Source organism: Amycolatopsis sp. lyj-90, from assembly GCF_046549035.1.
In the GTDB taxonomy this organism is placed as follows: domain Bacteria; phylum Actinomycetota; class Actinomycetes; order Mycobacteriales; family Pseudonocardiaceae; genus Amycolatopsis.
This window is the reverse complement of record NZ_JAJPWP010000003.1, coordinates 562,036-582,173: the sequence shown is the minus strand read 5'-3', so window position 1 is coordinate 582,173 and position 20,138 is coordinate 562,036. Positions and strand designations below refer to the sequence as shown.

General features: G+C 68.4%; 18 protein-coding genes. 1 reads left to right on the top strand and 17 read right to left on the bottom strand.

Going from position 1 to position 20,138, the window contains the following annotated elements:
• Nucleotides 1–26: 26 nt before the first annotated feature.
• The 3 genes from ACLJPX_RS14290 to ACLJPX_RS14280 all read right to left on the bottom strand — a co-directional run bounded on the left by ACLJPX_RS14290 (nucleotide 27) and on the right by ACLJPX_RS14280 (nucleotide 2,716).
• Nucleotides 27–1,154 carry an acyl-CoA dehydrogenase family protein gene (locus ACLJPX_RS14290; RefSeq protein WP_410600498.1) on the bottom strand — a complete coding sequence of 376 codons (1,128 nt, stop codon included), beginning with the start codon at nucleotides 1,152–1,154 and terminating at the stop codon, nucleotides 27–29.
• Between the two features lie 94 nt (nucleotides 1,155–1,248).
• Nucleotides 1,249–1,833, bottom strand: coding sequence for a DUF7010 family protein (locus tag ACLJPX_RS14285; protein ID WP_410600497.1), 585 nt, complete (start codon nucleotides 1,831–1,833; stop codon nucleotides 1,249–1,251).
• A 46-nt stretch (nucleotides 1,834–1,879) separates the two neighbouring features.
• Entirely contained in the window at nucleotides 1,880–2,716 is an 837-nt protein-coding gene (locus ACLJPX_RS14280; RefSeq protein ID WP_410600496.1) for an alpha/beta fold hydrolase, read from the bottom strand.
• Nucleotides 2,717–2,967: 251 nt separating this feature from the next.
• On the opposite strand from ACLJPX_RS14280, the gene ACLJPX_RS14275 reads away from it, so the two are divergent.
• Nucleotides 2,968–4,161, top strand: a complete 1,194-nt coding sequence (locus tag ACLJPX_RS14275) for a type I restriction endonuclease (RefSeq protein ID WP_410600495.1) — start codon at nucleotides 2,968–2,970, stop codon at nucleotides 4,159–4,161.
• Here the strand turns inward: ACLJPX_RS14275 and ACLJPX_RS14270 are convergent.
• The 14 genes from ACLJPX_RS14270 to ACLJPX_RS14205 form a co-directional block, all read right to left on the bottom strand.
• A complete protein-coding gene (locus ACLJPX_RS14270; RefSeq protein ID WP_410600494.1) occupies nucleotides 4,148–4,672 on the bottom strand; it encodes a winged helix-turn-helix domain-containing protein in 525 nt (174 codons plus the stop codon). The two genes, ACLJPX_RS14275 and ACLJPX_RS14270, sit on opposite strands and share 14 nt — an antisense overlap.
• Nucleotide 4,673: 1 nt before the next feature.
• Entirely contained in the window at nucleotides 4,674–5,936 is a 1,263-nt protein-coding gene (locus ACLJPX_RS14265; protein WP_410600493.1) for a sulfite oxidase, read from the bottom strand.
• Between the two features lie 68 nt (nucleotides 5,937–6,004).
• A complete protein-coding gene (locus ACLJPX_RS14260) occupies nucleotides 6,005–6,763 on the bottom strand; it encodes a 4'-phosphopantetheinyl transferase family protein (RefSeq protein ID WP_410600492.1) in 759 nt (252 codons plus the stop codon).
• Nucleotides 6,760–7,032, bottom strand: coding sequence for an acyl carrier protein (locus ACLJPX_RS14255; protein ID WP_199192894.1), 273 nt, complete (start codon nucleotides 7,030–7,032; stop codon nucleotides 6,760–6,762). The genes ACLJPX_RS14260 and ACLJPX_RS14255 overlap by 4 nt, the downstream gene beginning before the upstream one ends.
• Nucleotides 7,029–7,928, bottom strand: coding sequence for a 3-hydroxyacyl-CoA dehydrogenase family protein (locus ACLJPX_RS14250; RefSeq protein WP_410600491.1), 900 nt, complete (start codon nucleotides 7,926–7,928; stop codon nucleotides 7,029–7,031). The genes ACLJPX_RS14255 and ACLJPX_RS14250 overlap by 4 nt, the downstream gene beginning before the upstream one ends.
• Nucleotides 7,925–9,142 (bottom strand): hypothetical protein, encoded by a 1,218-nt coding sequence (locus tag ACLJPX_RS14245; protein WP_410600490.1) that lies wholly within the window; start codon nucleotides 9,140–9,142, stop codon nucleotides 7,925–7,927. The genes ACLJPX_RS14250 and ACLJPX_RS14245 overlap by 4 nt, the downstream gene beginning before the upstream one ends.
• 9 nt (nucleotides 9,143–9,151) lie before the next feature.
• Nucleotides 9,152–10,309 (bottom strand): acyl-CoA dehydrogenase family protein, encoded by a 1,158-nt coding sequence (locus ACLJPX_RS14240; protein WP_410600489.1) that lies wholly within the window; start codon nucleotides 10,307–10,309, stop codon nucleotides 9,152–9,154.
• 78 nt (nucleotides 10,310–10,387) lie between these two features.
• Nucleotides 10,388–11,242, bottom strand: a complete 855-nt coding sequence (locus tag ACLJPX_RS14235; RefSeq protein WP_410600488.1) for a hypothetical protein — start codon at nucleotides 11,240–11,242, stop codon at nucleotides 10,388–10,390.
• Nucleotides 11,239–11,805 (bottom strand): flavin reductase family protein, encoded by a 567-nt coding sequence (locus ACLJPX_RS14230; protein ID WP_410600487.1) that lies wholly within the window; start codon nucleotides 11,803–11,805, stop codon nucleotides 11,239–11,241. Before ACLJPX_RS14230 ends, ACLJPX_RS14235 begins: the two co-directional genes overlap by 4 nt.
• The gene (locus tag ACLJPX_RS14225; RefSeq protein ID WP_410600486.1) at nucleotides 11,802–12,863 is read right to left on the bottom strand and encodes a MupA/Atu3671 family FMN-dependent luciferase-like monooxygenase; all 1,062 of its coding nucleotides are present in this window, start codon (nucleotides 12,861–12,863) and stop codon (nucleotides 11,802–11,804) included. The genes ACLJPX_RS14230 and ACLJPX_RS14225 overlap by 4 nt, the downstream gene beginning before the upstream one ends.
• Nucleotide 12,864: 1 nt before the next feature.
• Nucleotides 12,865–14,106, bottom strand: coding sequence for an MFS transporter (locus tag ACLJPX_RS14220; RefSeq protein WP_101610568.1), 1,242 nt, complete (start codon nucleotides 14,104–14,106; stop codon nucleotides 12,865–12,867).
• A 43-nt stretch (nucleotides 14,107–14,149) separates the two neighbouring features.
• Entirely contained in the window at nucleotides 14,150–15,718 is a 1,569-nt protein-coding gene (locus ACLJPX_RS14215) for an amino acid adenylation domain-containing protein (protein WP_410600485.1), read from the bottom strand.
• A complete protein-coding gene (locus ACLJPX_RS14210) occupies nucleotides 15,706–16,689 on the bottom strand; it encodes a 3-oxoacyl-[acyl-carrier-protein] synthase III C-terminal domain-containing protein (protein ID WP_410600484.1) in 984 nt (327 codons plus the stop codon). Before ACLJPX_RS14210 ends, ACLJPX_RS14215 begins: the two co-directional genes overlap by 13 nt.
• On the bottom strand, nucleotides 16,686–20,138 hold the full coding sequence (locus tag ACLJPX_RS14205) for a thioester reductase domain-containing protein (RefSeq protein WP_410600483.1): 3,453 nt from the start codon (nucleotides 20,136–20,138) through the stop codon (nucleotides 16,686–16,688). The genes ACLJPX_RS14210 and ACLJPX_RS14205 overlap by 4 nt, the downstream gene beginning before the upstream one ends.

Below are 20,138 nucleotides of genomic sequence, written 5' to 3'. Positions count from 1 at the left end.
CGTCACCCGGCCGGGTCCATCCGCGGTCAGTCCTGCGGCAGGAGCACCGTCTTCCCGATCAGGTCCTTGCAGACTTCGGCCGAATAGGCCATCAGCCCGCCCGCCTGCGCGTCCCGGAACAGCCGTTGGATCGGCGAAGTGCGCAGGAAACCCGAACCGCCGCCCGCCTTCAGCGCCAGCTGGGCGACATCGCGGGCGATGTCGTTCGCGAGCACCTTCGCCGTCATGGTCGCGGGCAGGAACTCCGGCGAGTTCTGATCCGCCAGCCACGCCATGTTTTGGGCGTACATGCGCGCGGCTTCGAGGCGAGTGTGGACATCCGCGACTTCGAACCGCAGCCACTGCATCTCGGCGAGCGGCTGTCCGGTCACGGGAATGACGCGGCTTCGGGCGTGCGAGACGAGAGCGTCCTCCGCCGCGTCGGCTATCCCGAGTGACAAGAAGGCGAGCCCGGCCGAGATGTGGTTCGGGCGCCTTTCGGCCGAAGGCGGGCACCTGCGGTCTTCCCGCAGGACGGTCCCTTCGAAGGAGACGAGCTGGCTGCGGCTCGCGCGCAGTCCCATCGTGTCCCAGATGGGCACGAAGGTCATCGTGTCGTCCGGCGCTACGCCGAAGAAGGTGGGCACGCCGCCGACGAGCGCGTTGACCAGGAAGTGGTCTGCGGCCTCACAGCCGGAGACGAACCGCTTGGCGCCGGTGAGCCCGAATCCGCCGTCGACGGGCTCGGCGATCTGCTGCGGCATCAGGAACATGTTGCCGCTGCTCGGTTCCGACAGCGCGTTGGCGAACCGCTTGCCGCCGATGAGTTCCCCGGCGTAGAAGCGGCCCGTCGCGGGATCGGACAGCTGGACCAGGCCGACCGCGGCGCCGATGTGCATCACCCAGATACACGCCGTCGAGGGACAAGCGGCGCTGAGGATCCGGACGATCTCGCCGTAGGCCCGATAGCTGAGGCCCTCGCCACCGAACTCCGCGGGCAATGTCGCCCTGTCGAGTCCTGTCGCGTGCAACGCGCGAAGGTTGGCGATGGGCAGTTCGGCCGTTTCGTCGAACTCGGCGGCCGTCGCGGCGAAGTCCTTCGCCAGTTCGGTGACGGTTTCGATCCAGTGGCGTTCGTGGGCGGGCGGGGCGAACGGATGGGCGGGCTCGGTCATGACCGCATCATGCCGGAATCGCGAAGGCCTCCTCGCGACCCGCATGAGCCCTCGCCGTCATCGGGCGCAAGCCGGGTCCAGCTGACGATCTTCGCTACGAAGCCGGGCTCGTCGCTCCCTGACGAGCCGTATCGAGCAGCCCGGCGACGACGGTCGCCCAGAGGATCACGGCCCCGCCGAAGCCCGGCACGAGCTGCCAGGCCGCCGTCCAGCCCGCGATCGCGAGCACGGCCGCGAGCACGGCGACGACGCACAACAACACGCTCAGCACCAGGAAACGCCGTGAACCGAACAGCTTCGCGAACGGCAGGAAGTGCAAGCCGACCACGAACAGCACCCACGCGGGCACGGCTTCGGGAGCTTCGAAGACCGCCGAGAGCACCCGCGCTCCGGCGAAGATCCCCACCAGCATGAGCAACACGGCGATCCCGTACCGCTTGCCGAACGGGCTCTCCTCCCGGCCGCCGCCCGCGGGCAGCCCGGCACCGCGACGGGCGGTCAGGACGAGCCAGCCCACCAGGCCCAGTACCGCGAGGACGCCCAAGACGACCAGCGGCATCGATCCGCCGGAGACGGAAGAGGCTCCGAAGAACCACCACCCCGCCCCGAATCCCACCCCGATCGCGGAACTGATCAGCAGCGTGATCAGGTGTCCCTTGGTGAATGGTCCGTCCGTCATCGTTCTCGGGTCTCCTCCTCCCCCCTGCGGAACAGTACCCCGGGGCTCAGGCGAGCCCGGCGAGAATGGCCGCCGCCTCCTTCGGGTGGATGAGGAAGCGGACGTGGCTGCTTTCGAGCGAACGCACGTCGGTCGGGTTGTCCGGCGTGAGCGCGTCCGCCTCCTTGATGAAGCGGTCCTGCAGCGCGAGCGGGATCGACAGGTCTCCGGTGAGCCTGACGTAGGTGCGCGGGATCCGGCCCCAGGTGGCGGCGTCGGCCTTCTCGGTACCGGCGTCGAGGCTCTCGTCCGGCTCAAGAGTGTTGAGGTAGGCGAAGAACTCCTGCTCGGTGCCGTCTTCGAGCATCGCCGTCTTCAACGCGGCGAGCAGTGTGGGATCGGCGGTGCGCCAGTTCATCCGGAGCGCGCCGAGCGCGGCGGGGTCGGCGACGACGACACCGCCGACGTCGTTCAGCGCGCTGGTCGCGTACTCGGGCTCCTGCATGTACTCGCCCAGCGTCAAGTCGACGGCGCACCACGCGGAGACGTAGACGATCCGCTCGATCAGCTCCGGGACGGCGTTGCCCACCCCGGTGAGCACGACCCCGCCGCGGCTGTGGCCGACCAGGATGACCGGCCCGTGCACGGCGACCTCGCGCACGATGTCCATCACGTGCTCGACGGCTTCGGCGGCGGTGACGCCTGCCTGGTTCGACGGCGCCGAGGCCAGGGCCGCGAGGTCTTGCGGCGCCTGGTAGGCCGCCTGGAAACCGGCGCTGAAGCCGTGGCCGGGAAGGTCGACGGCCAGCGTGCGGTGGCCGAGCAGGGCGAGCTCGCGCTGCAGCGGGCCCCAGGTGAACGAGGCGCTGTTGGAGCCGTGGACGAGAACGTAGGTCGGAGTCACGGTTCGTATCCTGACATTCCGGCTTTGCCCGGGTGATGATCATGAGCGATAGATCATGCGCCGCGACCCCACGGCCTTCCGGCGCCCGGGTTTGTTACGCAGCCACTTGACCACCTCCCATGTAGTCGATAGATCACCGGATGTAACACGAGAGCCGCTGCCAACGACCTATGTCCCGCAACACAGACGCGAGCTTCTGGGGACAGGCGCGGCCGAGGCCCGCCCGAGAACATGTCAAATGGAGGGCAAGCATGGAGATCGCAGAGCGCGCACAAGCTCTGGCTCTGAAGATCCGGAAGCACAAGGCCGATATCCAAACGGAAGAAGCCACCAAGAACGCTTTCGTGATGCCCTTCATAAGTACAGTCCTTGGTTACGACGTCTTCAACCCCGCCGAAGTCATCCCTGAGTTCACGGCCGACGTCGGAACCAAAAAGGGCGAGAAGATCGACTATGCCATCGTGCACGACGGGCAGGTGCAGGTCCTGGTCGAGGCCAAAAAGATCAACGATCCGCTTCGCATCGAGCACGCGTCCCAGCTTTTCCGGTACTTCGCCGTCACCAACGCAAGGATCGCCATCCTCACGAACGGCGAGACGTACCAGTTCTACACCGACCTGGACGCGCCGAACAGAATGGACGCGAAGCCCTTTCTGGTCCTGGATTTTTCGGATATCGACGATACCCTCATCCCAGAGCTCGCGAAGCTGAGCAAAGAGTCCTTCAACTTGGACTCGGTCATCAACGCGGCCGAAGAGCTCAAGTACATCGGCCAGATCAAGCGCATCCTCGCGACCCAGTTCAAGACGCCCGAGGACGAATGGGTGAAGTTCCTGGCCTGCCGTGTCTACGAAGGGTCCTTCACCCAACGAGTTCGCGAACAGTTCGCCCCGCTCGTGGACAAGGCGGCCCGCCAGTTCCTCAACGAGCAGGTCAACGACCGGCTGAAGAACGCACTGGGCGGGCCCGATTCCTTCGTCAGCGTTTCAAGCGGAGCGTCCGAACTTCCCGAGCAAGGTACTCCCGCCGAGAGCCAGCCAGCAGTGCCCGAGGAAGCAAGGGCGCGTGACAGCAACGGCGATGTGGTCACTACCGAAGAAGAACTCGAGGGGTACCGGATCGTACGTGCCATCGTTTGCGGAGAGGTCCCGGCAGCGCGGATCGTCGCCCGTGACACGAAGACCTATTTCGGCGTACTTCTCGATGACAACAATCGCAAGCCTATCGCCCGGCTGTGGTTCAACCGTTCAAAGAAGTACCTCGGTATCTTCGACGAGAACAAGGTCGAGACACGTATCCCCATCGCGGCGGTCGAAGACATCTACCAACACGCCGACCAACTCCGGAAGACCGTGGCTCGATACAACTCTTCAGTCGCCATCGAGTCCAAGGCGCCTGAAGACTCTGAGCCGAACTTCGCAGACTCCTCACTCAGTCCGCGATGAGTACCTGGCCCGCACCGTCGAACCGGTAGCCGACCCCGCGCACCGTGGTGATCGGCGTCAGCACGGGTTCCAGCTTCCCGCGGATCTTGCGGACGTGGACGTCCACGGTCCGTCCGTTGCCGCCGCTCAGTTCCCACACCCGCGCCATCAGGGTGCCGCGGTCGAAGACGCGGTCCGGGTTCCGGCTCAGGAACAGCAGGAGATCGAACTCCAGCCTGGTGAAATCCAGGACCTCGCCGCACAACAGCACTCGCCGCGAATCAGGCTCGATACGCAGTGGTGGCGTGGAATCGCTGAGGCGCCGCCGCCGTCCGGCGAGTTCGACGACCTGACCGGAGTTCGTCTCGCCCTCGTGGAACGTCCGTGCCGTCAGCGTCACGCCGACAGTGTCCTCAAAGGACCGGAGCAGGCGCGCGGCGATCGCGGCCGCGTGCTCGGAGTCGGTGCTCACCCGCAACGCCAGGGTCAGCTCGACGGTCGGTTCCCCGTTCACCGCGACCGACTGCGTCATCTCACACCACCCGGACCGGATGGCGGACGACGGCGTCGAACAGGTAGCCCTGGGTGTTGTGCGGGGTGACGTCCGGCTGGGCGGCACCGGTGATGTCGGTGGCCCGCGCCCGCAGGGTGTGCGTGCCGGAAGCCTTGGGGCGCCACGGGATCTCCCAGCGTTGCCAGCCGCGGTCCGCCGAAGTGCCCACGAACTTCGCCTGCCGCCAGCCGGTGCCGGCGTCGACTTCGACGCGCCGGATCCGGCCGTTGCCCGACCACGACCGGCCGCGCAGCACATGCCTGCCGTCCGCCGCGAATTCGGCGTTCCACGGCAGTTCGAACGCGCTCTTGACGACCTGCCGGGTCACCACCGTGCCCTCCGCCGGATAGCCCGGCCCGAGCAGCCGGTAGTACTGGGTGTTCCAGGGCGACATCAGCGGCGTTTCCGAGACTTCGACGCGCCCCAGCCATTTGATCGACGAAATGCCCACCCAGGACGGCACGACGAGCCGTACCGGGTGGCCGTGGTCCGGCGGGAGCGGCTGCCCGTTCATCTCGTAGGCCAGCAAGACGTCCTGCAACGCTTTCGCGATCGGCAAGGGACGGCGAACCTTTCCCAGGTTGACCCCGCCGGTCACGTAGTCGGCGTCCAGTCCTTCCGGGAGGACGTCCACCGCGTGCCGTGTCAGTCCCGCCTTGGCCAGCACGGTGGAGAGCCGGACACCGCGCCAGCGCGCGACCCCGATCGCGCCGAGCTTCCACGCCGTGCCGGCCACCGCCTGCCCCTGCTGGCTGGTGAAGAAACTCCGGCCGTTGCCCGCGCATTCGATGGCGGAGGTGATCGTCTCCGAAGGCAACCGGAGCAGGTCGCGGTAGGTGAACTCGACGGGCCTGTCCGCCGTCGGCGCACCGCGCAGCCCCGTTCCGAACAGCTTCAGGCGCCAGTCTGCGGCGTCGATCGACGGGGTGGCGGTGTGGTTCCGCACGAAGAACCGGTCGATCGGCGTCAGATAACCCTGACCGCTCAGAGCCTCCCAGCGCGTTTCCGCGTTGGTGCCGTAGACCTCGAAGAACTCCGGCGGCAACGGTTTCACGATCGGCGAGGCGGCCGACGCCATCCCCACCGGAAGCGTCCCGAACGCCGTCAGCGCGAGAGTGCCGCCGGCCGCCAGGCGAAGCAGCCCGCGCCGGGACATCCCGTCACCTCGCGCTTGCCCGGCACGCCACTGCGCGAGCCGTGTGCGGTCGTAGGTGGCTTCGTCGGTCAGGCCGGTTCCGGTCATGCGGGTCATTGTCGGCAGCGACCGTCCGTGCGGACCAGCACGTCCACAGAGCGGAACCGGTTGCGTCTTCACGCCAAAAGCGTGCTCCCGTCCAGTTCGCGAACCTCGAGGAGCCGCGCCCCGAGCACCGCGACGGACGCGACATACCCGTGGCCCGCCGTGAGGTCTCTGATCGTGACCTGGCCTGCCAGTTCCTCCCGGCCCTCCGCCGCCACCAGCCTCACCTTTTCTCCCTGCGAGGAAAGGGTGAGACCGGCCAAGGGCATCCTCAATCCGTCACCCGTCGCCTTGACGATGGCTTCCTTCCTGGTCCAGGACGCGTAGAAAGCCGCGAACTCGTCGACGCCGGGGATGGCGGGCCGGGCCGCTTCGGCAGGGGACAGCAGGTACGCGGCCATCCCCCGGACGTCGGCGTCGGCGCGGATCTCTTCGACGTCGACGCCGACGGCACCGGCCCGCGACACCGCGACCGCGATCCGCTTGCCCGAATGCGACACCGAGACCTCGATGTCCCCGTCGAGGACGGCGGGCTTGCCGTGCGGGAGGGCGCAGTCCGGACAGGACCGGGTGATCCGGACCCGCTCCGGTGCCACGCCGGTGTAGCCGCCCGCCGTCAGGCGGAGCAGCGCGCAGCCCACGGTGAACCGGTCCCGGTCCGCCTGCCCCGCGATCCCGGCACGGCGCGCCCGTTCGACCGGGTCCAGCAGTGCCAGGTGCCTTTCGGACGCCTGCGCGGTACTCGCCCACCACACGTGGCAGGCCCCCGGTGGCAGCGCGCCGGGCAGGGGCGCTGCCACCGGGGAGACGGCCGAGGACGTCGTGGTCACGACGCCGTGGCGCCTTCCTTCTCGGCGACGGCGCCGAGCCTGGACTCGACGAACTTGGCCACGTGGTTGACCGTCCGGAAGTTGGCGATGTCGAGGTCGGCGGGGACCACGGCGACGCCGAAGGTCCGCTCGACCCACATCACCAGCTGGACGGCGAACATCGAGCTGACGCTGCTGGTGGCGAAGATGTCGTGATCGTCGGTGAGTTCGGTGTCACGGACGTTCTGCGCGATGAAAGCGCGGATGATCGAAATGCGGTCCTCAGTCATTCGGCACCTGCCATCGTCCCGGCGTTGACCGGCTCGTAGGGAAAGAAACCATGGCCGCTCTTGCGGCCCAGTCGGCCGGCCGCGACCAGTTTGCGGAGCAGTGGGGCCGGCCGGAACTTGGGATCGTTGAAATTGTCGAGCAGCACTTCGAGGGAATAGAGCACGGTGTCCAGCCCGATGAGGTCCGCGGTCTCCAGCGGTCCCATCTGGTGCCCGAGGCACTGCCGGAAGAGCCGGTCGATGTCGCCCGCCGAGGCGATGTTGTCCTGGAGCAGGAGAATCGCCTCGTTGACCGAAAGCATCGCGACACGGTTGGTCACGAAACCCGAGGAATCCTCGACCACGACGCAATCCTTGCCGATACGGCGGAAGACCTCACGCGTGAGTTCGGTGGTCTCGGGCGAGGTGTGGAACCCGCGGATGACCTCGACCAGCGGCTTGAGCGGTACCGGGTTCATCAGATGGGTTCCGATGACCCTGTCCGGGCGTTCGGTCACCGAGGCCATCTTGGTGATGGGAATGGCCGAGGTGTTCACCCCGAAAACGCACCGCGGTGAGCAGATCCGGTCGATCTCGCGGTACAGGTCCTGCTTCACCTCCCAGTTCTCGGTGACGTTCTCCACCACGAAGTCGACGTCGGCGAGTTCGTCCGCCTCGGTGGTGAAAGTGATGCGCGAGAGCACGTCCGCGGGCGTGCTTCCCGCGAGCGCGCGGTTGAGCATGCCGTAGAGCCTGGCGTTGTTGGCGATCTCGTCGCGTGCGCGGTCCAGGGCGGCACGGGAGGTGTCCACCAGCACCACGGGCAATCCGCCCGCGGCGAACGCGTGCGCGCCACCGATGCCCATCGTGCCGGCGCCGAGTACGCCGACGCGCCTGACCGTAGTGGTGTCCGTCATCGATCTCCCCTGGTCGCTCGAAGAAGCCGCTCGGCCCGTTCCCGTAGCGGTTCCGGCCAGCCGGCCATGTCCCATCCGTACTGGCACAGCACCGCGTAGGTCAGGCGCTCCAGCCCGAAGCCGACGCAGGCCGAATACACCGTCTCGTCGTCCGGGCCCTTGATGCCGAAGGCCTCTCCGAAATGTTGTTCATGAAGGTTGAACGAGCCGACCGCGATGCTCTGCCCCTGCGGGCCGACATCCAGGTGCAGCTCGTGCTTGAGTTCGAGCAGCCGTTGCGAAGACGCTCGCGCCGCTCCTTCGACACTGGCGAAGAACGGGTCGTTGGCGACCTCGCACCGCCCGGCGAGCCCGAGTTCGGCGACCAGTTCGATCGCCCGGTCCCGGAACCGGTCCCTGGCGCTCCGGACGAACTCGGCCGAGCCGAGGAAGACCGTTTCCCTGATAGTGAAGTCCGCCAGCCGTTCCAGTGTCCGGTGGTAGCGGGCCTCGTGCCGGAACGATCCGCCCTTCGCCGTCACCACCATGTTCTCCTTGTCCAATGTGGACCCGGAGAACTGGTCGAAGGTGTGGTAGCACATCGTCGGCGGCAGGCACCGGTCCACCGGACCGCATTTCCCGAGGATGTGTTCACCGATCTGGGCGCGCTCGGTGACTTCCTTCGCGAAGGCGCGATAGGTGTCGACGTCGCCGTCCAGCCGGGCGGCGAACATCATGTGCTGCGGGAACGACGACAGGTAGCCACTGCGATGCAGCGCGGTGACCGGGAGCAGCGTGGGATACCGGTACTCGCGCGCGTCGAATTCGTCGTCGATGATGCGGCGCAGCAATCCGTCCAGCGTGTTCAGCGCGGTGATCGCCGGTTCGCCGAGCGCCACCTGACCGGGGCCGATCTCGTGCACCACGCCATCGGCCAGCATTCCCTCGAAGACGTCGGTAAGCGGCACCCGGGTGGAGTCCGATCGCCACACCACCTTCGGCGGCGTCGGCAGCTGGGTCCGGACGTCGTTCTCGACGACGAACTCCAGTTTCCTGGAGAGCTCGCCGGCGTCCGCGGGCTCGTCGGTCGTCACCACCACGGCGACCACCTCGTTGCCGGAGAAGACCAGCTGGAAGTCGACGATGTCCTCCGACACGAAGTAGACGCGGCGGCGCAATTCGTCGAGATGAGCGTCGATCAGCGGTTTTTCCAGATCGAGCCGATAGTCGTGCATTCGTCCTCCTCAGACCGACGTGGGAACACCGAGCAGGCCGGCGATGATGGACCGTTGGATTTCCGAGGTACCGCCGTAGATCGTGCCCGCCAGCACATCCCGCAGTTCCCGTTCGATGCCCAGTTCTTCGGTGTAGCCACGGGCGCCGTGGATCTGCATCGCGTCCAGCGCGCTGACGCTCAGGCTCTCGCTGACATACAGCTTCAACATCGACGCCTCGTGCAGGGCGAGCCTGCCGCGCGAGCGCAGCCAGCCGACCTTGTAGAGCAACAGCCGCGCCAGTTCCAGCCGCACCCGCATGTCGGCGATCTTGTGCGAAACCGCCTGGAAAGCGCCGATCGCCCGGCCGAACTGCTGACGGGTGCTCGCGTATTCGACACAGCGGTCGAGCAGTCGTGCCAGCACACCGACCCCGCTGGCGAACATGAACCCGCGTTCCCACTCCATGGTGGAGGTGAACAGCTGATATCCGGCACCTTCGGCGCCGAGCCGCTGATCCTCGCGGAGCACGCAGCCGTCGAAGACGATCTCGCCCATCGGCGTGCCCCGCAACCCGGCCTTGGGAATCAGTTCCGCGGAGAGACCGGGAGTGTCCCGCTCCACCACGAAGGCGGAGATCGACCGTTGCGGTGCTTCCGTTTCACTCGTCCTGGCGAACACGATGAACAGATCGGCGCGCGGACCGTTGCTGATGAACTTCTTGGTGCCGGTCAGGACGTAACCGTCCCCGGACCGGACCGCCTTGGTGGTCAGGGCGAGCATGTCCGACCCGGTCTCCGGTTCGGACAGCGCGTGCGCCCCGACCATCGAGCCGTCGCACAGCGGCGGCAGCCACCGCCGCCGCTGCTCTTCCGTTCCGTGGTCGGCGATGTAGACCGCGCAGGCGAACACGTGGTTGTTGATCGCGAACACCAGGCCGTTGTCGGCACATCCGTAGCCGAGACCTTCGTAGGCCATGATCGCGGTGAGCGGATCGTAGCCGGAACCGCCGTACTCGGTCGCGATCGGCCAGCCGAGCACGCCGAAATCCGCGCACAGCTTCCAGCCGTCCTCGTCGAACGTGCCTTCCCGGTCGTGTTCCGCCGCACGGGTACCGATCGTGGTCTTGGCGAACCGGATCACCCGGTCACGAAGTTCTTGTTGTTCAGCGGTAGGCGCGAAGTCCATCCCGTTCCCCTCCCCAGTGAATACCGGCCGTCCCCTGTCGGTACAAGCTTCCTCCCGGATGAATCCCTTGCGTTGTCGTCATTTCGCCAGCGGGGCCTTGTCCTGCTCGGCCTGTGCCGCGTGCTCGATCACGCTCGACCGCAGTTCGTCGCTGAAATCGACGACCTGGGTGCCCGCCCGGGCGTAGCGCCGCTTCACCGCGCCGCCGGTGCGGCGGAGCACGGTCAAGCTGTTCTGCGCGAGTTTGTGCGGTTCGAGCAGGTTCACGATCTCCATCTCGCCGGACTTGGACCGCTGGATTCCCGCCAGATAGCGCAGAATCGCGTCCCCCTCGGGATAGGTCATCAGGTAGTGCAGGATCACCAGGCCGCCGTCCGGGTTGATCAGCTCCCAGAAGTTGTCCACGAAGTACAGGCACTCCCACGCGTCGACCCACGCCAGGTCGATCGGCGTCAGCTCCGCGGGCAGGAGGTCCGCGCACTCGCGCAGGTCGGCGTTCACGACCGTCACCCGGTCTTCGAGGTCCAGTTCCCGCAGCACCGTCCGCACCCTGCCCGCGGAAGATTCCTCGATGGACAGATCGTCCACCGCGACGAGGGTGGGCCGATACGGCTCGAGGTAGTAATCGGGTCGCGCCAGCGGAGGTTCTTCGTTGAGCCAGGTTTCGTCCAGCTCGCCTTCGCGGTCGAGGTAGGGCCGGGACTTCGCGGCCAGCGCCTCCGACTCGGCGCGCACCAGTTCCTCGACTTCGGCGAGAGCGCCCGCCAGGAACGGCGTGGTGTAGCCCATTCCCACTTCGAGGACCCGGCGCGGGCGGACCAGGTGGACGAGCGACTTCAGCAGCGGCCCGACGGATTCCGTACCCATTCCGGGCACCCGCAGCCGCTCGACCGCGGCACGGAACTCCGCACTGTCGGTCCTTTGTGGACTCATCGCTGTTTCCCTTTCGGACTCGGTCGGCCGGGTTCGGTGAACTCGCTGTGCAGGAACAACAACGGAGGGCGGCCGGTCAGCACGTCGAACGCGCGTACCGCGCCGATCAGGACGGCGTGATCGCCGACGGGATGGATCCGGTCCAGCACGCAGTCGAAGTAGCCGACCCCTTCGGGCAGGATCGGGCAGCCGGTGTACGGGGCAGCTCGCCACGGTATGTCCACGAAGGAGCGCGCACCGGACGGGCGTTTCGGGTCGGCGAAGGCACGGGCGACGCCCTCTTGGCCGGCGCTGAGCATGGTCACCGCGAACACCGCCGAGGAGCTGATGTGCCGGTAGGTCCGCGAATCGTGGTTCACCGACACCAGGATCATCAACGGGTCGACCGAAACCGAGGTGAAGGCGTTCACGGTCATTCCGTGCGGCTGCCCGTCCACGACGGTGCTCAGGACCGTGACCCCGGTCGGGAACCGGCTCGCCGTGCGGCGGAACCGTTCCCCGGTCCGTTCGAGGCTGGAAGCGGGCGGGGCCGCCTCCCGCGTGCCGCCGTCGCGAGGGTTCACGAGCCGGCGGGCGCGGTCGACAGCTCCCGCACCTGGTTGAGGTGTTCGAAACCGGCCAGCACGGTCTCGGTGGGCACCCCGAAGTCGATCAGGCAGGCGACCTCGTCGACTCCGGCGTCACGGAATCGCTCCACCATCTTCTGTGCTTTGCCGACCGTGCCGAGAAGCGCGCCGTCGTCGTAGTACCGGTCGAACGAGCGCCCCACCAGGAAATCCACGTCCTCCTTGTGCAGCTTGGCCGGATCGAGTTTGCGCGCGCCGTTGAGCTGGGAACCCAGCAGCAGACCGAGCGAGCTGCGCAAGTAGTCGTGCAGCGGCTCGCGGACCTGTTCGCGCACCTCGTCCTCGTCGTCGCCGAGGCAGGTGTGCACCATCAGCGCGACCCGCCCCGGCCATCCGTCGGCGTCTTCGCGTTCGGCGATCGCACGGCGGTATTCGGCGATCTTCTCGGCGAGCTCGTCGAGGTCCTGACCGAGCAGGTGGGTGAGCAGGCCCGCACCGGCCCGCCCGGCGGCGCGGAAGGTTTCGGCGTTGCCCGCGCTGGTGACCCAGACCGGCAGCTCCGGCTGGACCGGCGGCGGGAAGACGCGCACCTGCTGCTCGGTGCCGACACCGTCGACGACGGACATGGCCTCGCCACGCCACAGCCTGCGCACCTGGTCCACGTACTCCACCAGGATCTGCTTGCGGTCCCGGTAGTTCTCCGGGCGCAGCGCGAAATCCACGGCGTGCCAGCCGGACGCGAAGGAGAGGCCGACCCGTCCGCCGGAGAGGTTGTCCACCACCGACCACTCTTCGGCGATCCGGATCGGATGGTGCAGCGGCGCGACCACACTGCCGGCGCGGATCTGCACCCGCTCGGTGATCGCGGCCACCGCCGCGCCGGTCACCGACGGGTTGGGGTAGAGACCGCCGAAGGAATGGAAATGCCGCTCCGGCGTCCACACGGCCGTGAAGCCGTTGGCGTCCGCGAACCGCGCCCCGTCCAGCAGAAGCTGATAGCGGTTGCGGTCACGTTCGTGGCTGTCGTTGGCGAAGTAGAACAGGCTGAAGTCCATGTCACGCCCCTGTCACGGATTCGGTCGCGGATGCGGACGGCTGTCGGGTGCGCAGGGCCCATCTGGTCGCCGACGGCGCGGCCACGCCCGCGGCGATCATCGCCACCCCGAAGATCAGCCAGCCGAGCTGGCCGACACCGACGATCAACCCGGTCACCAGCACGGGGGTGACCATCGTGCCGAACTGCGTCGACATGCCGAAGAACCCTTGGTACTGGCCCTGCGCGTGTTCGGGTGCGAGGCCGAAGGACAGCGACCACGAACCCGCGCTCCACAGCATCTCGCCGAAGACGTGCGCCAGCGCACCGGCGACGAGGATGAGCACCGCCAGCCAGGTCGGTTGCCCGGCCGCGAGCGCGAACAGCGCGCAGCAGGCCGCCAGCAGGAAACCCGACCGGCGCAGGGCTTTGGCCCCGCCGGGAGGCAGATCGCTTCCCTTGCTGGTCCGCACCTGGAGCAGTACGACGGTGACCGTGTTGAGCAACAGCAGCGCGGAGTACAGCCAGGCGGGTGCCTTCGTCTGCTGGATGATCCACAGCGGCAACGCGACGGTGAGGATGACCGTGTTCATGGTGAGCACGGCGTTGAGCAAGGAAATCGTCGCGTACGGCTTGTCGCGCAGCACGACGAGCCGCGCGCCCTCGGACTGCGCGGGTACCGGCGGCACGGTGGGCAGCCTGAAATACGCCAACCCCGCCGAGATGACCAGTAGACCGCCGCCGATCAACACCGAGATGTAGGCCGTGCGGGTGTCGAAGTGCAACCCGATACCGCCCGCCACCGCGCCGAGGGAAACCCCGAGATTGCTGATGGACCGCAGATAGGACCAGGCGCGGACCCGTTCCTCCGGCCGCGTGATCCCGGCGATGAGCGCGCCCCGCGCCGCGTCCGTCGCGGATTCCGCGATCAGCACCAGACTGGTCGCCACCAGAAGGGTGACGAACCCGCCGACGAAGGCGTAGCAGCACATCAGCGCGCCTTGCAGGCACATGAAGACGATCGTGGTGTTGCGCGGGCCGAGGAGGTCGGCCGCCTGCCCGGCGGGCACGCTCGCCGCCATCCCGAGGATTCCGCCGATCGTGAGCGCGAGCCCCACCTCACCGGCCGGGATCCCCGCGGTGCGGGTGAAGAACAGGATGCTCACCGCCATGAACACGCCGTTGCCCACGGTCTTCGCCAGGTTGCTCAGGCACAGCACGCGGACCGGCCCCGGCGGGGGGATCAGTTCTCGGAGGTAGGACATCAGCGAGCGATTCCTTTCTCTGCGCGGTTTCGGATGTCCATCGCTACGCCTTGACCGGGCGGCGGGCGGGCAGCAGATCGCGCAACCCGTTCCGGTCGATCTTGCCGTTGGCGTTGAGGGGCAAGGAATCGAAATGCTCGAAGCGCCGCGGGACCATGTGGATGGGCACCTGGTCGCACAGCCAGTGCAGGAAACGCAGGGGCGCCTGCGGCTCACCCGTGTAGCAGCCGACGAGTTCGGTTTCGTCCTCGTTCTTGATCGCGAGCACGACCGCGTCCCGGATCTCGGGGTGCCGCCGCATGGCCGCCTCGATCTCGCCGAGTTCGATCCGGTAGCCGCGGACCTTGACCTGGTTGTCCAACCGTCCTAAATGGACCAGGTTGCCGGACTCCCACCGCACCCTGTCCCCCGTGCGGTAGTAGTGCGCCTCGGTCAGCGGCTCGGTCCCGTCGTACACCGTCGTCCCGGTGTCGTCGTGGGTGAGGAACCGGCCGACGTCGTCCTGAGGGTCCAGATAGCCGTCGAAACGCTGGGAGCCGCGGACACAGAGCTCGCCCTCCGCCGCGGGAAGCCCGGCCTCGTCCAGGATCACGTGGTCGAGGAAGTCGTACACCGGACCGATCGGCACCGTGTCGTTCGTGGTGACGGGCCAGTGTCCCGGATCGTCCGGCAGCCGGAATTCGGTGCAGGCGACGGTCAGCTCGGTCGGGCCGTAGACGTTCTCCAGTACCGCGTCCGGCGCGACGGCCCGCCACTCCCGCGCCTGCCGTCCCGTGAGCTGTTCGCCGATGAACAGGCTGTAGCGCAGCTCGCTCACCCGTCCGGTCGGAAGGTTGCCGAGGTCCGCGCTGACCGAAACCACCGAGGGCACCGAGAACCAGTGCGTGATCCGGCGCTGGGCCAGGTAGTCCACCGGGGTCAGCAGTTCGGTACGCCGCGGGACGACCAGGGTCGCGCCGCCGCCCCAGGTGACGAAGAGATCGAACACCGACGGGTCGAAGGTCAGATCGAAGGCGTGCGACATCCGGCAGCCGGGCTTCACCTGGTAGCGCTCGATGTTGTGCGCCACGTAAGGCGACAGATTGCGGTGCCGGATCGGCACGCCTTTGGGGCGGCCGGTGGAGCCCGACGTGAACAGGACGTACGCGACGTCGTCACCGGTCGTCTCGCGCGGCCGTGGTCCGCCGGTGGGCCGGGCCGCGAGCACGTCTTCGTCGGAGGGCGTGAGCACAGTGGCGGTGAGGTCATCGCCGAGCTGCGCGGAGCCCGCTTCGTCGGCCAGCACCAGGTCCACGTTCGCCAGCTCGCAGACCGTGCGGTTGCGGGCCGCCGGATACTCCGGATTGAGCGGGGTGAGGACCGAGCCGAGGTACAGGCCGGCGAGATAGCCGGCGTACGCGACCACGCTGCGGGAAGCGAGCAGCGCGATTCGCTCCGGCGCGCGGCCGTGCTCGGCGACGATCCGGCCGGCGAGCGCCAGCGCGCATTCGTGGAGCCGCGCGTAGGTCAGGCCGACCTCCCGCACTTCGACCGCGATCTCGTCCGGCCACCTGGTCGCCGACGCGGCGAACCAGTCGTACAGCGTTTCCGGTGTGCCGTTCAGACTTCCCACAACGTCACCGCCCAGGCCGCCACCGGGCTGTTGTTCAGCACCAGCACGAGATCGCCCTCGGACAGCTCGCCGGTGGCGAGCAGCCGGTCGAGGTTGAGCACGACGTCCATCGCGCCGAGGTGCCCGTACTCGGTCAGCTGTGCCAGGCAGACGTCGTGGATCGGCAGTTCGAGCAGCGACGTGTAGAAGCCGAACGCGCTCGCCGCGACGTTCTGCATCAGGGTGGTGGCGACGGCGTCCTTGCCGACTCCGGCTTCGGCGAGGACCCGGTCGACGAGGCGGCTGAGCCGGAATTGGCTGTGCGTCGCGAGTTCGAAGGTGTACCTGGACAGGTCCAGGCACTCTTCGCGCCACTCGTACCAGGGCGTCTGCTTGTAGTCCACGCGGAACAGGTCGTTGAAGGAGCCGTCGGTCTCCTGCCGGTGCCCTCGCAGCACCGGACGGCCGCCCCGGACCATCGTCATCGCGTACGCGCCGTCGCCGACCACGGTGACGGGGAACCGGATCCGGTCCGCCCCGGTCGGACGGCTGGTGTGCGTGATCATCACGCTCTCGCGGCCGGGATCGGCCACCAGCAGGTCCCGCGCCAGCGCCCAGGCGGCGCTGGAGCCGGTGCAGCCCAGCCCGTCCACGCTGAAGGCGAACGCCGAGTCCATCTTGTTCTCCGCCTGCACGCGGCACACGTCCGAGCCGAGCAGCACGTCCGGTGACCGCGGGCCGACCATCAGCAGGATGTCGGGGTCGACCGGATGCTCGGCCAGCAGTTCCCGGCAGGCCTGCGCGGCGAGGGCGGCCTGCTCGGTCTCGGTGAACACCCCGACGGTCCGCACGCCGCATTTCTCGACGAATTGGAGCTCTTCATGGCCGAGCTGGGTGAATTCCGGCAGGTCCGTGACCGCCACCCGGTCTTCGGGCAGCAGGCAGTGCATCGCGCCGATACCGATCGCGCCGGAGCCGTCTTCCCTGGTCATGAGCGCGTTCCCCTCGTCCTCACGAGATTCGCCACCAGTTCGCCCGCCGCGGCCTTGCCTTCGGCCAGGTACTCCAGCCCGCCGCGCAGCAGCTCTCCGGTCGGTTCGGAACTCAGTCCGGAACGGCTCAGCCAGTCCTGCCAGCCCTTGGCTTCCATGTCGTCCTCGCCGAGGTTCTCCTCGCCCTCGAGTTCGTAGAGGGTCATGTTCGACAGCACCTCGTCACCCGTCGCCAGCGCCTTCTCGGCCACCCGCCGCTTCCATTCCTCCGGATCGACGGCCTCGGTCGGCAGGCCGGCTTCGGCCAGCAGCTCGAACATCTGCCGCGGGTTGATCAATTTCTCGTGCACCAGGTGATACGCGCGGCCGACCGAACCCGGGACGAACGAGAGTTCCGCGATGGCCTTGGCCACCACGTCGACGGGCGCCATCGGCCAGGCACGCTCGTCGAGCGGATGCGCGCCCACCGCGAGACCGCTGGCCAGCAGATGCCAGACCAGGTCCTTCTCGTTGCAGGCCCCCGTCGCCCGGGAAGAGACGATGACGCCCGGCCGGAACACCCGGACCCGCATACCGTCGCGCTCGGCCCGTTCCAGCAGCCGTTCGCCGACCCATTTGCTGACGCCGTACCCGCCCTGCTCGGGATCCAGCGGTTGTTCCCTGGTCTCCAGGATCTTCCCGCCGGTGCCCATCGCGATCCCGGTCGCCGCGACGGTGGAGACGAAGGAGAAGTCCCGGATTCCGTTGCCCCGCATCCACGACAGCAGGTCGACCATCGGCAGCAGGTTGCTCTCGCGCAGGACCCGGTACGGCTCGGTGAAGACCACCCGGGCCGCACAGTGCAACACCCGGCCCACCTGCTTGGCGAGCTCGCCGTCCCGGTACTCGCGGCAGACCCTGGCGACGTCGTGCAGGTCGCCGGGCACCACGTGGACGCGGTCCGAGTCCGTTTCGGGCAGCCCCAGCGCCTTCGCCGCGTTGCTCAGCCGCTCCCGGCCCTCGGCCTCGTCGGCGGCCCGCACCAGGCAGTAGATCCTGCCCTCGGTCGAGGCCAGCAACTCGTGCAGCAGGAACGCGCCGAGGAAGCCGGTCGCGCCGGTCAGCAGCACATCGGTACCCGGCGCTTCCGTTTCGGCCACGTCGGCCAACGGCAGTTGCAGGTCGGCGTCCATCAGGTCGCCGTCCCCGTCCGCGACCTGGTAAACGGCTTCGTTGCCTTCGGCGCCGAGTTTGCCCCGGACGATCTGGGCGACCCTGCGCACCGTGGTCCGGCTGCCGCCCGAGCGGTGCACGTTGATGAGGACCTGGTGGCGCTGCTGGACCTTCAGGGCCATCTGCACGTACAGCAGGGAGGTCCCGCCGAGCAGGCCGAATTCGTCGTCCACGCCGATCGTGGAGACGCCGAACAGATCGCGCCACAGGTCGAGCAGTTCCGCCTCGATCGATCCGGGCTCCTCCGGGTTCACCGCGCTCACGGTGTCCACAGTGGACTCGGCGGGCCGGGACCAGCTCGAAGGCGCGGCGATCGGCGGCATCCTGTCGAGCGCCCAATACCGGCGCCGGGAGAACGGATACGTCGGCAGCGCGACCCGGCGGCCACGGCCACCGGAGACCGTCTCCCAAGCCACGTCGACGCCGTGCAGCCAGGCCGCCGTGAGCGCCTCCTCGACCCGGTCCGCGAGCACACCGGGGTCGGTGTCCGGTTCGAGCGCCAGGACGTGGCGGGCCGGTCCCGGTTCGCCGGTGCCGACGAGCAGCACGAACTCGTCCGCCGACGGTCGCGCGGGCGCCTCCCGCACCACCTCGGGCTTGCCGGGCAACGCGGCGAGCACCGCGCGCGGCACGTCCAGTCCTTCCGGCGCGACGACGATCGCGCGCCGCGCGGCGGTGGTGCGCATCGTGCGGGCGGCGGGCGGGCGGGGCAGGCGCAGCACCGACGCGAGCTCGCCGGCCGCGGCGGTCACCACCCGCCGCTCGGTGAAGGACCGTCGTCCGACCCTCAGCGTGTGCGCCACGTCCGCGACGGCGGGCGCGCCGGTGTCCAGCTCATCGGCGAGCCGCACGGACAGCGCGTCCAGTTCGGCGCGACTGCGCCCGGACAGCACCAGCCGGACGACCTCGGTCTCCGGTGCCGGGGGCCGCACGGGCGCGGGCGGCGGGGCGAGCACCGCGACGGCGTTCGTGCCGCCGACGCCCATCGAGTTGACCAGCACGTGCCGGTCCCGGTCGAGGTTCGAACTCGCGCTAGTCGGCACGAAGAACGGGCTTTCGGCGAGGATGCCGGGATCCCGCGGCCGGTCGAACATCGGCTGCGGCGGCAGGTTCCCGGTGCGCACGATGTGCACCGCCTTCAGGAAACCGGCGATACCGGCGGTGGCACCGGTGTGCCCGATGTTCGCCTTCACCGAGCCGAGCCCGCAGAATCCGCTGTCGGAGGTGGTGGCCCGCAGGCCGTCGGTGAGCCCCAGCAGCTCGATGTGATCGCCGAGGGCGGTGCCCGACCCGTGCGCCTCGACGTACCGCAGCAGCCGTGCCGGGACGTCGGCCACCCGCAGCGCGGCCGCGACCACGTCGGCGACCCCGGACGGCGTCGGCGCGGTGAAGCCCGGCCGGTTCGAGCCCTCGTTCCCGATGGCGCTGCCGCGGACCACCGCAAGGATGGGATCGCCGTCGGCGAGCGCGTCGGAAAGCCTGCGCAGGGCCACCACGCCGATCCCCGAGCTGAACGCGGTTCCGGTCGACGTGGCGTCGAAGGAGCGGCAGTAGCCGTCCTCGGAGGTCAGGCCGCCCGGCTGGTACCGGTACCCGGTGACCGGCTCGGCGATCGTCGTACCGCCGGCCAGCGCGATGTCGCATTCGCCGGAGAGCAGGCTCAGGGTCGCGTAATGCACCGCGTACAGCGAGGACGAACAAGCCGTCTGCACGCCGACGGTCGGCCCGCGCAACCCCAGCTTGTAGCCGATCCTCGACGTCATCAGGTCCCCGAGGCCGCCCAGCGTCAGCCCGAGGTCGTCGAACGCCTCGATCAGCCCGGACTCCATGGTCTTCGCCGCGAGCAGCGCGGCCGAGTACCGGCTCGGCGCGCCTCCCGCGAAGATGCCGGTCACCGGACCGTCCGCGCGCGGCGGATGTCCCGCGGACTCCAGCGCCTCCCAGCAGCTTTCCAGGAGCAGCCGGTGCTGCGGGTCGATCGTCTCGGCCTCGGTGGGCGACACCCCGAAGAACTCGGCGGCGAAGTCTTCCGCTCCCGGCAGGGTCGCGGCCACCCGGACGAAGTCAGGCGCCTTCAGGTCCGCATCGGACACACCGGACGCCCGGAGCCGGTCCTCGTCCTGTTCCCGCATGGAAACCACACCGGCGTCGAGGTTCCGCCAGAAGCGTTCCGGGGTCCAGGCGTCGGGAAAACGGCAACCGGCGCCCACGACCGCGATATCGGTCTCGTTCGTCAT

What these genes read in the sequence shown, in the direction of transcription:
- ACLJPX_RS14290 (WP_410600498.1), bottom strand. Translation starts at nt 1,154, where the DNA reads ATGACCGAGCCCGCCCATCCGTTCGCCCCGCCCGCCCACGAACGCCAC.
- ACLJPX_RS14285 (WP_410600497.1), bottom strand. Translation starts at nt 1,833, where the DNA reads ATGACGGACGGACCATTCACCAAGGGACACCTGATCACGCTGCTGATC.
- ACLJPX_RS14275 (WP_410600495.1), top strand. Translation starts at nt 2,968, where the DNA reads ATGGAGATCGCAGAGCGCGCACAAGCTCTGGCTCTGAAGATCCGGAAG.
- ACLJPX_RS14270 (WP_410600494.1), bottom strand. Translation starts at nt 4,672, where the DNA reads ATGACGCAGTCGGTCGCGGTGAACGGGGAACCGACCGTCGAGCTGACC.
- ACLJPX_RS14265 (WP_410600493.1), bottom strand. Translation starts at nt 5,936, where the DNA reads ATGACCGGAACCGGCCTGACCGACGAAGCCACCTACGACCGCACACGG.
- ACLJPX_RS14255 (WP_199192894.1), bottom strand. Translation starts at nt 7,032, where the DNA reads ATGACTGAGGACCGCATTTCGATCATCCGCGCTTTCATCGCGCAGAAC.
- ACLJPX_RS14250 (WP_410600491.1), bottom strand. Translation starts at nt 7,928, where the DNA reads ATGACGGACACCACTACGGTCAGGCGCGTCGGCGTACTCGGCGCCGGC.
- ACLJPX_RS14245 (WP_410600490.1), bottom strand. Translation starts at nt 9,142, where the DNA reads ATGCACGACTATCGGCTCGATCTGGAAAAACCGCTGATCGACGCTCAT.
- ACLJPX_RS14240 (WP_410600489.1), bottom strand. Translation starts at nt 10,309, where the DNA reads ATGGACTTCGCGCCTACCGCTGAACAACAAGAACTTCGTGACCGGGTG.
- ACLJPX_RS14235 (WP_410600488.1), bottom strand. Translation starts at nt 11,242, where the DNA reads ATGAGTCCACAAAGGACCGACAGTGCGGAGTTCCGTGCCGCGGTCGAG.
- ACLJPX_RS14225 (WP_410600486.1), bottom strand. Translation starts at nt 12,863, where the DNA reads ATGGACTTCAGCCTGTTCTACTTCGCCAACGACAGCCACGAACGTGAC.
- ACLJPX_RS14220 (WP_101610568.1), bottom strand. Translation starts at nt 14,106, where the DNA reads ATGTCCTACCTCCGAGAACTGATCCCCCCGCCGGGGCCGGTCCGCGTG.
- ACLJPX_RS14210 (WP_410600484.1), bottom strand. Translation starts at nt 16,689, where the DNA reads ATGACCAGGGAAGACGGCTCCGGCGCGATCGGTATCGGCGCGATGCAC.
- ACLJPX_RS14205 (WP_410600483.1), bottom strand. Translation starts at nt 20,138, where the DNA reads ATGACGAACGAGACCGATATCGCGGTCGTGGGCGCCGGTTGCCGTTTT.